Origin of the sequence: Luteimonas sp. S4-F44 (genome assembly GCF_022637415.1) — a bacterium.
Lineage (GTDB): Bacteria > Pseudomonadota > Gammaproteobacteria > Xanthomonadales > Xanthomonadaceae > Luteimonas.
Map to the genome: position 1 here is coordinate 2,824,422 of NZ_CP093340.1, position 14,209 is coordinate 2,838,630.

Consider the following 14,209-nt stretch of genomic DNA (forward strand, 5'->3'; position numbering starts at 1 on the left):
CGGCGTTCTTCGTTCGGGGCCCGGGCGCTTAAACTCCCCGCATGCCCGCCTTCCTCGCCCGCCTGCTGTATCTGCTCGCCACGCTGGTCGGCCTGTTGCCGCCCGTCGCACAGCGCGCGATCGCCACCGCCGTCGCCACGCTCGGGCGCATCGCCGGCAGCCGCGAAAGCCGTGTCGCGCTGCGCAACCTCGAACTCGCCTATCCCGAGCTCACGCCCGACGAGCGCGAGGCGTTGCGACGCGCGGTACTGCGCACCACCGCGCTGCAGATGCTCGAAACGCTGCGGCTGTGGACCCGCCGACCGGCGCATAACCTGCGCGCGATCCGCGAGCAGCACGGCGTCGGGCTGTTCGATGCGGCGCTCGCGTCGGGCCGCGGCCTGATCGTCGTCGCGCCGCACTACGGCAACTGGGAACTGCTCAACCAGTGGCTGGCCGCGCGCACACCGATCTCGATTCTTTACCGCGCCCCGGAATCGGCGGTCGGCGAAGCCTTCCTGCGGTTGGTGCGTGCGCGCGCCGGCGACGACAGCCGTGTAACCCAGGTGCGCGCCGAGGGCCCGGCGGTGCGCCAGTTGTGGAAGACCCTGCGCGACGGTGGCGTGGCCGGCATCCTCCCCGACCAGCAGCCCAAGGCCGGCGACGGCGAATTCGTGCCGTTCTTCGGTCTGCCGGCACTGACGATGACCCTGGTGCCGCGGCTGGCCGAACGCACCGGCGCGACCGTGCTCTACGCCTACTGCGAGCGCATCGGCGATGGCTCCGGCTTCGCACTGCGCATCGAACCGGCGCCCGAGGGCATCGCCGATGCCGACGTGCCGCGCGCGACCGCCGCGCTCAACGCCGGCGTCGAGCACATCGCCCGCCGCGATCCGGCGCAGTACCAGTGGACCTACAAGCGCTACAAGGCGCGGCCGTCGGGTTCGCACGACGACAACCCCTATCTCGACCTGGAGCGCCGCCGATGACCCTGCCGACCGAGGGTCGCGACGACACGGCGGCCGATCCGTTGCCGCAAACGCCTGTCACCGATCCCGCGGCCCCGGTCGAGACCGGCGCCTGGCAGCCGCTGCCGGTCGCCGCACGCACGCTGGCGACGATCACCGCGTTGATCGGCACGCTGCTGCCGCTGGCGGTCTTGCTGGTGCCGGGGCTGCTCACGTTCGGCCGCTCGCCGCTCTCGCTGGCTGCACACGCGGGCGCGCTGGTGTTGCTGCCGGCATGGACGGTGTGGATCGCACGGCGGCGTTGGCTGCGCACACGCTGGCGGCTCGACGACGACGGCCTGGGCATCCGCCGCGGACACCTGTGGCGCAGCGACGTGCGCGTGCCGGGCAACCGCGTGCAGCACCTGGACATCCGGCGCGGGCCGCTGGAACGCGCGTTCGGCCTGTCGACGCTGACCGTGCACACCGCCGGCACCCGCAACAGCGCGGTGGCGTTGTCGGGCCTGGACCACGCCCAGGCCGAGCGGCTGCGCGATGCGCTGGCCGCGCGCGCGGCGCGCGACGACGACCATGACGACACCTGAGCCGCCACCGCTGCCGCCCCTCGCCGCTGCGCCGGGCGATGCCGAGCGCCGGCTGCATCCGGCCTCGTGGCTGTTCGTGCTGCTGCAGAACCTGCGCCAGTTCATCGTGCCGCTGATCGTGCTGCTGGTCGCCGGCCGGCGCGCCGACGACGGGCCTGCGTGGTTGCCGCTGATCGGCATCGGCGCACTGGTCGCCGTGTCGGTGTGGCAGTACCTGACCTTCCGCTATCGCATCGCCGACGACCGTCTGGTGGTGCGCAGCGGCCTGCTCGAGCGCAGCGTGCGCCAGATCCCCTACTCGCGCATCCACAACGTCGCGATCCACCAGTCGCTGCTGCATCGCCTGGTCGGCGTGGCCGAGGTCCGGCTCGAGTCGGCCGGCGGCACCCGCCCTGAGGCGCAGATGCGAGTGTTGCGCCTGCCCGACGCGTTGGCGCTGGAGCAACTGATCCGCGACCGCGGCCGGACCGATGCGAGCGCGCCGCAGCCGGCGTCGACGGCCACGCCCGGTGTCACGTTGCTGGCGCTGTCGACGGCCGAGGTCGTCAAACTCGGGTTGATCTCCAATCGCGGCATGATCGTCATCGCCGGTGCGCTGGCGCTCGCCTTCCAGTCGCTGCCCGACCGCACCGCGGGACGTTGGCTCGTTGAGGGCGGGCGCGAGGCATTCGGCTACGCCAACACCTTCGCCGCGACCTGGATGGCGAAGGCGCTGGTGCTGGCCGGCGCGGTGGCGCTGGCGCTGCTGGCGATCCGCGCGTTCTCGGTGCTGTTGGCGCTGGTGCGCTATCACGGCTTCCGGCTGCAGCGGCAGGGACGGCGGCTGACCGTCGAGCGCGGCCTGCTGAGCCGGTCGCGCAGTTCGGTACCGCGCCGGCGCATCCAGGCCTGGACGCTGCGCGAAGGCGTGCTGCATCGGCTGTTCGCGCGGCGCACGCTGGAGATCGACACCGCCAGCGCGCGTGGCAGCGACGGCCAGGGGCAGCAGAACGGCCGCGGGCTCGATGCACTGGCGCCGATCGCGACCGCGGCGACCTGCGACGCGATCGTGCGCGATGTGGCCGCGCTCGCCAGCTGGCCGCCGACGCAGTGGCGGCCGCTGCACCACCGGGCCTGGCTGCGGCTGGCGCTCGGCGCGTGGCTGCCGACGACCGTGCTGTGCCTGGTGCTGGGCTGGTTCTTCGGCCGCTGGGGCCTGCTCGGGCTGCTGTGGCTGCCGTGGTCGGCGTTCGTCGCGCATCGGCATGCGGCTCGCGCCGGCTATGCGATCGATACGACGATGGTCGCGGTGCGCGAGGGTTGGTGGCGCCGGCACTGGCGCTTTGCCGAGATCGGCAAGCTGCAGGCGGTGGAACTGCGCCAGTCACCGCTCGACCGCTGGACCGGCATGGCCGCGCTGTGGCTCGACACCGCCGGTGCGCAGCCGCTGGGCCCGCCGCTGCGGCTGCGCTTTGTCCCGCTCGCCGAGGCCGAACGCCTGCATGCGGCGCTGTCGCGCGAGATCGCCCGGCGCCCGCTGCGCTGGTAGGCGGACGAAGCGCCCCCGACAAAATGAGAATGAATGTCATTTATACTGGGCGACTGTATCCCAACGCCCAGGCCCCGCGTGCCTTCGATCTTTCGCTTCCGCCCGCTTGCCAAGTGGCTGGTTGCCGCCCTCGCCGCCCCCTCCCTCGCCGCTGCGGCCGAGCCGCCGCAGGCTACCGACCTTGACGCAGTGCGCGTCGTCGGCCGCGCGCAAGCGCTCTATCGCAGCGACGACGCCGCGGTCGCGACCCGCACCGGCACGCCGCTGTCGCAGGTCCCGCTCTCGGTCCAGGTGCTGCCGCGCGAGCTGATCGACGACCAGGCGGCCTACGAGGTCACCGATCTGTATCGCAGCATCAGCGGCGTGAGCTTCTTCAGCTACGCCGGCGTCACCCTGCGCGGTTTCCGCCAGGAAAACGTGCTCTACGACGGCCTGCGCGGCGACCCCTATGCCGGCTTCTCGGTGCCGCAGTTGTTCAACATCGAGCGGCTGGAGGTGCTCAAGGGGCCGGCCGGCGCGCTTTACGGCGGCGGCGAGCCCGGCGGCATCATCAACTATGTGACCCGCAAACCGCAGCGCCGCGCCCTGCGCCGGGTCCAGTTGGCCGCCGGCAATGCGGCGTTCGCGGCCGGCTCGTTCGAGGCGACCGGGCCGCTGTCGGAGCGCGTACGCTACCGGCTCGGCGTGCACGCCGACGGCGACGAAGGCCTGCGCTGGAACGCCGACAGCGAAAGTCAGATCGGCGATGCGTCGCTGGCCTTCGACATCGGCGACACCGGCGAGCTGACGCTGCAGGTGACCGACATCGCGCAGAACCTGGGCGGCAACCGGCTGCGCGGCGTGCCGGTCAACGACGACGGCGTGTTCCTGACCGATCGCCGATGGAACCACAATGAGGCGACCGACTTCCTCGACATGGACGCACGCGTGGCGCTGGTGCAGTACCGCGCCTCGCCGTCGGCGGACTGGGACGTGGACCTGGCGGCGCGCTGGTTCGAGAACGGCGAGCACCAGATCTACCACGAGCCGATGGGCCTGATCGACCGTGACGGCGACGGCCGTGCCGAATGGATGACCCGGCAGTTGCGCAACCAATGGCGCGACAACACCGGCCTGACGGTGGCCGGCAACGCGGTCTGGCGTTTTTCGACCGGCGGGCTTGGCCACACGCTGCTGTTCGGGGCCGACGGCTACCGGCTGGATGCCGACTTCAGCGCGCAGACTGCCAACAGCGCCGACCTGCCGCGTGGCGCCGGCCCGGTGCCGGGCCTTGACCTGCGCGCGCCGGAGTACGGACGCAGTTCGTACCTCGACTACGGGCTCGACGCCCTGCCCTGGCGCAGCACCCGCACACGCGGGCTGCGTTATGGCGGATACGTTCAGGACGAGATCGCGATCACGCCGCGCTGGCAGGTGCTCGCCGGGCTGCGCTGGGACGGCTTCGAGGATGAGGACCGCATCGGCGGCAGCCGGATCGAGGGGCGCGATCTGAGCTGGCGCCTGGGCAGCACGGTGACGTTGCGCGAAGGCATCAACGCCTATGCCAACGTCGCCAGCGGCTTCCTGCCACAGGCCACGTCCAACCAGGACCCGGCGGCCGGTGGCCCGTTCGACGCCGAGCGCAGCCGGCAGTGGGAGGCCGGGCTCAAGACCGCGCTCGCCGACGGCCGCGTGACGCTCGGCACCGCGCTCTACCGCATCGAGCGCAGCAACATCGTGCAAGCCACCGGCGCGATCGTCGATGGCGTCAACCAGCTCGCCCCGCTGGGCCTGGTGCGCAGCGAAGGCCTGGAGGTCGACCTGCTCGCCGATCTGACCGCGCATTGGGTGCTCAACGTGGCCTACGCCTACAACGATGCGCGGGTGATCGATGCCGGCAGCAACGGCATCGTCAACGCCGCCGGTGACCGCTTCGCCAACGCGCCGCGCAACAAGCTGGGCGTGTGGACCCGCTACGACCTGCCGGCGCTGGCCTCGGCAGTCGGTTTCGGCCTGGACCACACCGGCGAACGCGTGAGTTTGGACGGCCAGCGGGTCAAGCCGTACACCGTCTTCGACCTGAGTTGGCAGACGCACTGGCAGCGCTGGAAGTTCCAGGCCAACGTCAAGAATCTCTTCGACAAGGTCTACGCGGCCAGCGGCTTCACCGAGCGCACAGGCCATTTCCCCGGCGAGCCGCGGCGGCTGTACCTGCAGGCTGCGTACACGTTCTGATCCCATGCCCGCCGACGCGTCCGCCTGCCTCCAGCGTCCGCCCGCCGCCGCGAAAAAGACCGGCGGACGCCGGCTGTGGTTCGACCTGCACAGCTGGATCGGGCTCAAACTGTCGCTGCTGATGGGCTTCGTGTGTCTGACTGGCACCCTGGCGACGGTGTCGCAGGAAATCGACTGGCTGGTCTTCCCCGAGGCGCGGGTGGCGCCCTCCACCCAGCATGCGAGTTGGGGCACGCTGGTGGCCGCGGTGCAACGCGCCTATCCGGCGTGGACACTCGAATCGCTGGCCGCGCCGCACGCGTCGCGCTTCGCCGCGCGCGCGGTGATGCGCCTGCCCAACGGCGAACGCCGCTTCGTCTGGGTCGACCCGGGCAGCGGCAGGGTGACCGGCGACACCCCCTGGTTCAACGCCCAGCGGATCCTGCGCAACACCCATCGCCATCTGATGCTGCCGCTGAAGATCGGCGTGCCGCTGGTGACGGCGCTGTCACTGCCGCTGCTGCTGTCGCTGGCCACGAGCCTGGTCATCTACAAGCGCTGGTGGCGCGGATTCGGCGCCTGGCCGCGCGGCGACCGGCCCCGCCGACTGTGGGGTGATGTGCATCGGCTGGCCGGTGTCTGGAGTCTGTGGTTCATCGCGCTGATCGGGTTGACCGGAGGCTGGTACCTGATCGAGTCGCTCGGCGGCGGCGCCGGGCCAGCGACGAAGATCGCATTGCCCGGGCACGACGCGACCGCCACGCCGGCAGACTCGGCGGCGATCGACCGCGCGATCGCCGAGGCGGCGCGACGCTGGCCGCAGTTGCGGATCGGCGGCGTGCACGAGATCTCGCCCGTATCGCTGCTGGTCGACGGCCAGGCGCAGGCCTGGCTGGTGCGCGACCGCGCCAACGCGATCGGGTTCGATCTGCGCGACGGCACCGTCGCCGGCCTGCGCGACGGCCGCGACATGGACCTGCACCAGCGCATCGCCGAACTGGCCGACCCTTTGCACTTCGGCACCTTCGGCGGCTGGCCGGTGCGCTGGCTGTGGTGCGCGTTCGGCGCCCTGCTGACCGCCCTGTGCGCGACAGGCGTCTACCTCTACGGCCTGCGCATCACCGATGCCCTGCGCTCGGCGCGGCGCCGGAGGCCGACGTGACCCCGCCTGGCCCCTGGCGGACTGCCTGGCGCGGCATGGGGCGCTGGCGCTGGGCGTGGCTGCCATTGCTGGCGCTGTGGGCCGCGCTGCTGGTGGACGCCTTGCGGACGGCGTAAGCCGAGGAGACACCGACGCCGACCTCCGCACATCGGGCTGGCGCTTCCATCATCACGTGATACTGCGCCCAGGTCGGACCGGGCGGATTCCGGCCAGCCATTCTTCAGCTGGGCGTGGCTACGGTGTGATCGTCCTCACTCCACCTACCAAGGACCCATCATGGCAGCAGGTTTGCGCATCGCGCTCGTTTTTGCAGCGCTGTCCCTTGTCGGTACGGGCACCGCTCAGGCGTTTCAGGATGGCGATCGGCGCGGATACGACCATCGCCACGAGCGTGACGATCGAAACGAACGGCGGTGGCGCGGAGACCGTGACGGGCGTTCCAACCGCTACGGCCCGTCGATCACGGTGTACGAACACGCCGATTTCCAGGGCCGCACGCAAACGTTCAGTCGCGGCATCCGCGATATGCGAAGTGCCGGAATGAACGACATGATCAGCTCGGTCGAGGTGCGTGGCGCATGGGAAGTGTGCGAGCACGCAGATTTCCGTGGCCGCTGCGAAATCATCAATCGGGATGTGCGCAATTTCGAACGCATGCGCATGAACGATCAGATCTCGTCGCTGCGGCCCGTCGAGTCTCGCCGAGGCGGCTGGTAGCCCATCGCTGCCGCCGCCGGTCTCAACTCAACGAGGCGCGGCGGCAGCGATCGCCAGGCATTGCGGTACCAGCGTGTTGCGGAAATGGGCATCGCGGTCCAGGAAGCGTCGACGCGCGCCGGCGCGCCGACGGGCCAACTCGGCGTCATCGAATGCCAGCGCCCTGGTAACCCCTGCTTCGATCGCAGCGACGTCGACGACGAACCGTTCGGCCAGCCCTTCCGGGATGCGCGCGCTCGGCGTGAGCAGTACACCGTCATCGGCTGACACCAGCTCGTTCATCGGCGCGCCATCTGTCGTCAACACGACTGCACCGACGGACATCGCCTCGTTGAGGTAATGCCCAAAGCCCTCCATCTCGGACGGACACAGATGGAAGAGGCTCGCGTTCTGCAACTGGCGCAGTTCGTCCGCCCCCAGGTACTCGAGTCGGTGCGAGACATTCGCAAGCGCCGTCCGTCTGACTGCGGTCTTGGGGTTCTGCACGACCACCAGGTTCGGCCATTCGGGGTGCCGCTCCCAGGCGTCGAGCACGACGTGGGTCCCCTTCGCGCTGCTTCTGCCGGCCAGGTGAAAGAACTGGCGCACACGGGCGACTTCGGGATCGAACACGTCGTCACTCGTGAACCCGATCTCGCGCACCTCGCAGCCCAAGGCCGCGAAGGCTTGGGCACCATGATGAGTTTTGCACAGCACCGCATCGAATCGGGGCAAAAACCGCTGCCAGGCCGGCTGGAACCACTCCGGGTTCGGGATCAGCAGATTGCAATCTGCCAACGATAGGAACCGGTGGTACACACGTTCGAGAAAGATCTGCACGTCCACGCGCCGGCCCAATGCATGTCGCACACGGTGTCCGATCTCCATGCAGCGATCCAAGGTCCGGTTGCCGCCGTAGGCGACGACCTCCACCGCATGCCCGGCGTCCCGGAACAAGGCGGCGACCAGCGCCATATCCCGGCTCAGTCCGACCCCGTTGTCGCGGGAAATGATGCGGATGTTCGCCATGCCCTGCCGGTTCGCTGAAAATCGAATCAACACAGAATGCATGATGTGTCCCGGCAATGCGATTGTAGACAATCGCGCTTTCCCCGGCATGCTTGTCCTATGTCCGCCCCACTTCCCCTCTCCGGCGTCGTCATCACCCGCAACGAGGCCGACCGCATCGGCCGCTGCCTCGATTCGATGCGCGGGCTGTGCGCAGAACTGCTGGTCGTCGATTCGGGCTCAACCGACGACACGGTCGCGGTCGCCACCGCACACGGCGCTCGGGTCGTGCACCAGGACTGGCTGGGCTACGCCGCGCAGAAGACCTTCGCCAATACGCTGGCCGCGCACGACTGGCTGCTGCTGCTCGATGCCGACGAGTGGCTTTCGCCCGGCACCGCCGACACGATCCGCACGCTGTTTTCGAGCGGGCGCGTCGAGCAGGCCGATGCCTGGCTGCTGACTCGCCGCAACTGGTTCCTTGGCCACCGCCTGCGCGGCGGCGAACCGATGGAGCGGCTGGTGCGCGCAGGCTGGCGCTACCTGCCCTCGCAGGTGCACGAACGGCCGGACCTCGCCGGCAAAACCGTGCGCGCGCTCGATGCCGACTTCGAACACGACACCTCGCGCAGCCATGCCGAGCACGTCGCCAAGCTCTCGCGCTACGCCCAGCTCTGGGCCCAGCAGCGCTTCGACGCCGGCAAGCGCGCCGGCCCACTCGACGGCCCCCTGCACGCCGCCGCCTACCTGCTCAAGCAATACCTGCTGCGTGGCGCCTTCCTCGACGGCGCCGCCGGCTGGCGCTTTCACCGCGCTCAAGCGGGCTACGTGCTGGAGAAGTATCGACGCCTGCGCGCGCTCGCCGCCTGAAGGCAGGGTCGGGGTCGTATTTCCAGTCAGACATTGTGATTGCCGCGCAGTTCTGCCCTGGAAATACGCCTCTGGTCCCGGTTTTGCCGAAAAAAAGCGACTCTGCCCCCCGGCTCAGGGCGGTGGGCCGGGGACGAGGCCGTAGTCGGTCCAGGTGCGGCGGCCGGCTTTGACGGCATCGCGGATGGCTTGGTTGGCGGCCTTCATTTCGGGCTTGACGTAGCCGCGGGCGTGGTCGAGGTGCACGCACACCGCCGAGAAGCGGATCTGCTTGCCGGTCACGCCGGCGTTCGCCAGGCGTTCGCCCAGCTCCAGGTCCTCGCCGCCGTAGGTCATGCGCTCGTCGAAGCCGTTGACGCGGACCAGGTCGGCCTTCCAGCCCGAGGCGTTGTTGCCGGCCCAGCGCGGCGGCGTCGGAGTGACGGCGTTGAGCAACCGCTCGCGCCAGCCAGGCCGTGCCCACAGCTTGAGCGAGCGCTTGTTGCGCGGCAGACCGTTGATCTTGAGCCAGTCAAGATCGGTATGCAGACCGCGCGCGATGACCTCACGGTCGATCTTCAGGCTCACGTCCATCGGCAGCTTGCAGTAGCCGCCGCCCAGGTAACGGCCCGACTCGCGCAGGCGTAGGTGCTGGGAGACGAAATCGGCCCGCGGCACACAATCGCCGTCGGAAAAGATCAGGTAGTCGGACCGCGCGTCCTCGATCCCGCGATTGAGGATGGTGCACTTCCGGAAGCCCGCGTCCTCGTGCCAGACATGCCGCAACGGATACGGCAGCGTCGGCGCCATCGCCTCGAGCATCTCGCGCGTCGCCGGGCCGGAGCCGTCGTCGGCGACGACCAACTCGAAATCCAGGCGGTCCTGCTGCGCATAGCCCCACAGACAGCGCTGCAGCCAGTCGGTGTTGTTGTAGGTGCTGATGATCAGGCTGGCGGCAGGCGTCGTCATGCCGGTGATTCTAAGCGAGCGCCTGCGCGGCAGCGGTGCTCAGCGCCCGCGGCGCAGCCGCGCGTAGAAGAAGCCGTCCATGCCGTCCTCGCCCGGCAGGCGCTGGTGGCCGGCACCGGTATCGCGGCCGAAGCCCGCGTCCAGCGGCTGCACCGCGAAGTCCGGATGCCGGGCCAGGAACGCCTCGACCTGCGCGGCATTCTCGCGCCGCAGGATCGAGCAGGTCGCGTACAGCAGCACGCCGCCGGGCGCGACCGTCGGTGCCAGTGCGTCGAGCAGGCGCGCCTGCAGCGCGACCAGCGCCTGGAGATCGGACGCGCGCCGGTGCAGCAGCACGTCGGGCTGGCGACGCACGACGCCGGTCGCCGAGCACGGCGCATCGAGTAGCACCGCATCGAACGGCGTGCCGTCCCACCAACGCCCCACCTCGAGCGCGTCGACCGTGCGCAGCGCGGCCTGCTCGCCCACGCCGAGCCGGGCAAAGGTCGCGGCGATCCGCGCCACGCGTGGTGCGGCGACATCGAGCGCGGTCAGCCGCAGCGCCGGATCGCGCTCCAGCAAGTGGGCACTCTTGCCGCCGGGCGCGGCGCAGGCGTCGAGCACGCGCGCCCCCGGGGCCGGCGCCAGCGCGGCGGCGACCTGCTGGGCCGAGCCGTCCTGCACTGAAAACAGCCCGTCGGTGAAGCCGGGCAATGCAGCCACGGCGAACGGCGCATCGACCCGCAGCGCATCCGGCAACCCCGGATACGCGACCGCCTCGACACCCGCCTCGGCGAGCACGGCAATGCAGGCCGCGGGCGTGCTGCGTCGGCGGTTGACCCGCAGCCAGGTCGGCGCCTGTGACGCACTGGCCGCAAGGATCGCCTCCCAGGCATCGGGCCAATCCTCGCGGACCTGCGTCAGCAGCCAGGCCGGCCAGCCATCGCCTGGCGCTGGCGGCGGAAGGCCATCGCGCTGGGCCCGGCGCAGTAGTGCATTGACGAGCCCGGCCTGGTGGCTGCGGCCCATCGCGCGCGCGGCCTCGACCGTCGCCGACAGCGCGGCGTGCGCCGGCAGGCCGAGCGGGTCGAGCTGAGCGAAGCCGACATGCAGCAGCGCGCGCAGCGACGCATCGCGACGCGGCAGCGGACGCGGGATCCACGCCGCCAGCGCACGGTCGTAGCGGGCGGCGCCGCGTAGCGCGCCGAAGCAGATCGCCTCGAGCAATGCGCGGTCACGCGGATCGGCGAGCGTCGGTAGCGCAGTGGCCAGCGCGGCCTTGAGCGAGGTGCCGTGGTGCGCGACCGCATCGAGCACCTGTGCGGCCTGCACGCGGACCGCGGCGCCGGGCACGCCCATTTCAGCCCTGCCCCGCCGGGGCGGCGACCAGCGCCTTGAGGTCCTGGCGGGCGTTGAGATAGTCGGCCGCGGCGACGACCTTGCCGCCAGCGCGCTGCAGCCGCAGCACGCGCAGCGCGCCGTCGCCGCAGGCGATGTCGAGCCCGTCGCGACCGGCCGCGAGCAAGGTGCCCGGCGCGCGGTCGTGGGCGAGCGGCAACGCCTGCGCCGCATGCACGCGCACGCGCTCACCGGCGAGTTCGGCCTCGGCGATCGGCCAGGGCTCGAACGCACGCACGGTGTCGGCCAGTGCGCGCGCCGGGCGCGTCCAGTCGAGTCGGGCCTCGGCCTTGTCGAGCTTGTGGGCGTAGGTCACCCCGGCCTCGGCCTGCACCTCGGGCACCGGACGGATGCCGGCCCGCAGCAGGCCAAGGCCGTCGGCGAGCACCTGCGCGCCGAGCTCGGCCAGACGGTCGTGCAAGCGGCCGCCGGTGTCGTCGGGCGCGATCGGCGTCGATTGCCGCAGCAGCACCGGTCCGGTGTCCAGCCCCTTGTCCATCTGCATCAGGCAGACGCCGGTCTGGGCGTCGCCGGCCTGGATCGCGCGCTGGATCGGCGCCGCGCCACGCCAGCGCGGCAGCAGCGAGGCGTGGACGTTCCAGCAGCCCAGGCGCGGGATGTCGAGCACCCCCTGCGGCAACAACAGTCCGTAGGCGACGACCACCATCAGGTCGGGTTCGAGCGCGCGCAGCGCATCGAGCACCTCGGCGCCGCGCAAGCGCTCGGGCTGGCGCACGATCAGCCCGCGGTCGAGGGCGGCCTGCTTGACCGGCGAGGCCGTCAGCGTGCGGCCGCGTCCGGCCGGCCGGTCGGGCTGGGTGTAGACGGCCACGACCTCGCGCCGCGCATCGGCAGCGAGCAGCGAGGGCACGGCGAAGTCCGGGGTGCCGGCGAAAACGATTCTCATGGGACGGATGGAGATCCGGAAAACGTGGAGTCGGGAGTCGGGAATCGCGGGGCCAAACCGGCGGGTTCGGAGGCACGGGCGACGGGTTCGGCGCTGCGCCTCCCCGTCCCGGCCACCTAGTCCCGGCCCTTGCGCAGCTTCTCGAGCTTCTTGAGCGCGCGGTCGCGCTTGAGCGGCGACAGGTAGTCGATAAACAGCTTGCCGTCGAGGTGGTCGATCTCGTGCTGCACACAGGTCGCCAGCAGGCCGTCCACGGTCAGCTCGAACGCCTTGCCGTGACGGTCGAAGGCCTCGACGACGATGCCGTCGGCGCGGGTCACATCGGCGAACACGCCCGGAATCGACAGACAACCCTCGGTATGCACGCGCAGGTCGGCCGACCGGTCGCGGATCGTCGGATTGACGAACACCAGCGGCTGGTCGTGCGTTTCGGTGACGTCGATGACCATGAAACGCTCGTAGGTGTCGACCTGGGTCGAGGCCAGCCCGATGCCCGGTGCCTCGTACATGGTCTGGAACATGTCATCGAGCAGGCGCTGGAACGCCGGGTCGGCGAAGCGCTCGGCGGGCACCGGCGCGGCGACCTTGCGCAGGCCGGTGTCGGGGTATTCGAGGATCGGGAGCAGGGCCATGGAGTGGACGGCGTAAGCGGCAGCGCGCAGGCGGAAGCCGGGCATTGTAACGCGGCGCGCAGTTGCTTCCGTTTCGTGATTTCAGGCTATATTGCGTCGCTGCAAGGGGAGAAACCCAAAGGGGAGCTGTAGATGGCCGGCACGCTCGAACGCCTTTCCCGAACGCTCCGCACGGTGTGTGCCGTCGCGCTGCTGACCGTGACCACGTATGCTGCGGCCCAGCAACTGCGCGGCGACCATCCCGACACCTACGTCGTGGTGCGTGGCGACACGCTGTGGGATATCGCGGGCCGCTTCCTCGACCGTCCTTGGCTGTGGCCGGAGATCTGGCAGGCCAATCCGCAGATCGCCAACCCGCATCTGATCTACCCGGGCGACGTCATCAGCCTGGCGTACCTCGACCGGGTCACCGCGACCGTGCGCCCGGGTCCGCGCACGACCGCGCAGGCGCCGATCGATGCGGTCTCGCTGTCGGACATCGAGCCGTTCCTGAAGAACCGCAGCATCGTCTTCAAGTTCGACCACCTGCCCTACGTGCTCGGCAGCGAAGGCACCCGGCTGCGCGGCAGCATCGACCGCGACATCTACGTCAAGGGCCTGGCGAACGCGCTGCCGGGCCAGCGCTACGCGGTGCAGCGACCGGCGACCGAGTTCTACGGCGCGCGGCGCGCGCGCGACCTCAACTACCGCGGCAAGCGCGTCGCCGGCGAAAGCCACCTGTGGCGGCAGACGCTGCCGCGCCTGCGCGGCCAGGATGCCTTCCTGGGCGTGGAGATGGTCCAACTGGGCGTGGGCACCGTGGTCTCCGGCCCCACCGAGGACACCGACACCACCACGATCGCGCTCGACGGCGGCGGCTTCGAGGCCCGCCCGGGCGACCGCGTGGTGCCGGTCGACCCGCAGCCCTACGACCTGCAGTTCTTCCCGCACGCGCCGGCCGCCGATGCGATCGCCGCCGACGTGCAGGTGCTCGCGGTCGCCGACACGCTGATCACCGGCGGCCCACGCGACGTGATCGCGATTTCGGCCGGCCGCGCATCGGGCATCGACAACGGCACGGTGTTCTCGATCTGGAACAGCGGCGACTACGTCGTCGACCGCGTGCGCCACCCCAACACCTCGCGCATCGACGCCGCCCCCGACCGGGGCTCGCGCCGCGACCGGCTGCCCGACGAGTACGCCGCACACGCGATGGTGTTCCGGACGTTCGACCATGTCAGCTACGCGCTGGTCATGGAAGGCACCAAGCCGGTCCAGATCGGCGACCGTCTCAAGCACCCCGACGCGACCCACTGACCCGCACTGCGGGGCCACGCGCCCCGCACCGTCGCGTGCGGGCATTTCCGACCCGCACGCG

Annotated in this window: 13 protein-coding genes; 8 read left to right on the forward strand and 5 right to left on the reverse strand. The window is 70.6% G+C overall.

Annotated elements, in window-relative coordinates; translation table 11 throughout:
• The first annotated feature begins 41 nt into the window (after window positions 1-41).
• The 6 genes from MNO14_RS12855 (at window position 42) to MNO14_RS12880 (ending at window position 7,131) form a co-directional block, all read left to right on the forward strand.
• A complete protein-coding gene (locus MNO14_RS12855; RefSeq protein WP_241944114.1) occupies window positions 42-968 on the forward strand; it encodes a lauroyl acyltransferase in 927 nt (308 codons plus the stop codon).
• Window positions 965-1,531, forward strand: a complete 567-nt coding sequence (locus MNO14_RS12860; RefSeq protein WP_241944115.1) for a PH domain-containing protein — start codon at window positions 965-967, stop codon at window positions 1,529-1,531. Before MNO14_RS12855 ends, MNO14_RS12860 begins: the two co-directional genes overlap by 4 nt.
• Window positions 1,518-3,059, forward strand: a complete 1,542-nt coding sequence (locus tag MNO14_RS12865) for a PH domain-containing protein (RefSeq protein ID WP_241944116.1) — start codon at window positions 1,518-1,520, stop codon at window positions 3,057-3,059. Before MNO14_RS12860 ends, MNO14_RS12865 begins: the two co-directional genes overlap by 14 nt.
• Window positions 3,060-3,146: 87 nt before the next feature.
• Entirely contained in the window at window positions 3,147-5,273 is a 2,127-nt protein-coding gene (locus MNO14_RS12870; protein ID WP_343226423.1) for a TonB-dependent receptor, read from the forward strand.
• A 4-nt stretch (window positions 5,274-5,277) separates the two neighbouring features.
• Window positions 5,278-6,414: a PepSY-associated TM helix domain-containing protein gene (locus MNO14_RS12875; RefSeq protein WP_241944117.1), complete on the forward strand. Its 1,137-nt coding sequence runs from the start codon at window positions 5,278-5,280 to the stop codon at window positions 6,412-6,414.
• Between the two features lie 276 nt (window positions 6,415-6,690).
• Entirely contained in the window at window positions 6,691-7,131 is a 441-nt protein-coding gene (locus MNO14_RS12880) for a beta/gamma crystallin-related protein (RefSeq protein WP_241944118.1), read from the forward strand.
• A 27-nt stretch (window positions 7,132-7,158) separates the two neighbouring features.
• Here MNO14_RS12880 and MNO14_RS12885 read toward each other — a convergent pair whose 3' ends face one another.
• Window positions 7,159-8,181, reverse strand: coding sequence for a glycosyltransferase (locus MNO14_RS12885; RefSeq protein WP_241944119.1), 1,023 nt, complete (start codon window positions 8,179-8,181; stop codon window positions 7,159-7,161).
• Window positions 8,182-8,238: 57 nt separating this feature from the next.
• Between MNO14_RS12885 and MNO14_RS12890 the strand changes: the two genes are divergently transcribed.
• Window positions 8,239-8,988, forward strand: coding sequence for a glycosyltransferase family 2 protein (locus MNO14_RS12890; protein ID WP_241944120.1), 750 nt, complete (start codon window positions 8,239-8,241; stop codon window positions 8,986-8,988).
• 114 nt (window positions 8,989-9,102) lie between these two features.
• Here MNO14_RS12890 and MNO14_RS12895 read toward each other — a convergent pair whose 3' ends face one another.
• The 4 genes from MNO14_RS12895 to def form a co-directional block, all read right to left on the reverse strand.
• Window positions 9,103-9,936, reverse strand: a complete 834-nt coding sequence (locus tag MNO14_RS12895) for a glycosyltransferase family 2 protein (protein ID WP_241944121.1) — start codon at window positions 9,934-9,936, stop codon at window positions 9,103-9,105.
• Window positions 9,937-9,975: 39 nt separating this feature from the next.
• Window positions 9,976-11,268 (reverse strand): 16S rRNA (cytosine(967)-C(5))-methyltransferase RsmB, encoded by a 1,293-nt coding sequence (rsmB, locus tag MNO14_RS12900; RefSeq protein WP_241944122.1) that lies wholly within the window; start codon window positions 11,266-11,268, stop codon window positions 9,976-9,978.
• Between the two features lie 7 nt (window positions 11,269-11,275).
• The gene (gene fmt / locus MNO14_RS12905) at window positions 11,276-12,220 is read right to left on the reverse strand and encodes a methionyl-tRNA formyltransferase (RefSeq protein ID WP_241944123.1); all 945 of its coding nucleotides are present in this window, start codon (window positions 12,218-12,220) and stop codon (window positions 11,276-11,278) included.
• Window positions 12,221-12,336: 116 nt separating this feature from the next.
• Window positions 12,337-12,852, reverse strand: coding sequence for a peptide deformylase (gene def / locus MNO14_RS12910; RefSeq protein WP_241944124.1), 516 nt, complete (start codon window positions 12,850-12,852; stop codon window positions 12,337-12,339).
• Window positions 12,853-12,984: 132 nt separating this feature from the next.
• On the opposite strand from def, the gene MNO14_RS12915 reads away from it, so the two are divergent.
• Window positions 12,985-14,148: a LysM domain-containing protein gene (locus MNO14_RS12915; protein ID WP_241944125.1), complete on the forward strand. Its 1,164-nt coding sequence runs from the start codon at window positions 12,985-12,987 to the stop codon at window positions 14,146-14,148.
• Window positions 14,149-14,209 lie beyond the last annotated feature (61 nt).

Bases quoted from the DNA above. Each gene is read 5' to 3' on its own strand.
- MNO14_RS12890 (WP_241944120.1), top strand. From the start codon at position 8,239: ATGTCCGCCCCACTTCCCCTCTCCGGCGTCGTCATCACCCGCAACGAG.
- MNO14_RS12855 (WP_241944114.1), top strand. From the start codon at position 42: ATGCCCGCCTTCCTCGCCCGCCTGCTGTATCTGCTCGCCACGCTGGTC.
- MNO14_RS12875 (WP_241944117.1), top strand. From the start codon at position 5,278: ATGCCCGCCGACGCGTCCGCCTGCCTCCAGCGTCCGCCCGCCGCCGCG.
- MNO14_RS12915 (WP_241944125.1), top strand. From the start codon at position 12,985: ATGGCCGGCACGCTCGAACGCCTTTCCCGAACGCTCCGCACGGTGTGT.
- MNO14_RS12860 (WP_241944115.1), top strand. From the start codon at position 965: ATGACCCTGCCGACCGAGGGTCGCGACGACACGGCGGCCGATCCGTTG.
- MNO14_RS12895 (WP_241944121.1), bottom strand. From the start codon at position 9,936: ATGACGACGCCTGCCGCCAGCCTGATCATCAGCACCTACAACAACACC.
- MNO14_RS12865 (WP_241944116.1), top strand. From the start codon at position 1,518: ATGACGACACCTGAGCCGCCACCGCTGCCGCCCCTCGCCGCTGCGCCG.
- def (WP_241944124.1), bottom strand. From the start codon at position 12,852: ATGGCCCTGCTCCCGATCCTCGAATACCCCGACACCGGCCTGCGCAAG.
- MNO14_RS12885 (WP_241944119.1), bottom strand. From the start codon at position 8,181: ATGCATTCTGTGTTGATTCGATTTTCAGCGAACCGGCAGGGCATGGCG.
- MNO14_RS12880 (WP_241944118.1), top strand. From the start codon at position 6,691: ATGGCAGCAGGTTTGCGCATCGCGCTCGTTTTTGCAGCGCTGTCCCTT.
- fmt (WP_241944123.1), bottom strand. From the start codon at position 12,220: ATGAGAATCGTTTTCGCCGGCACCCCGGACTTCGCCGTGCCCTCGCTG.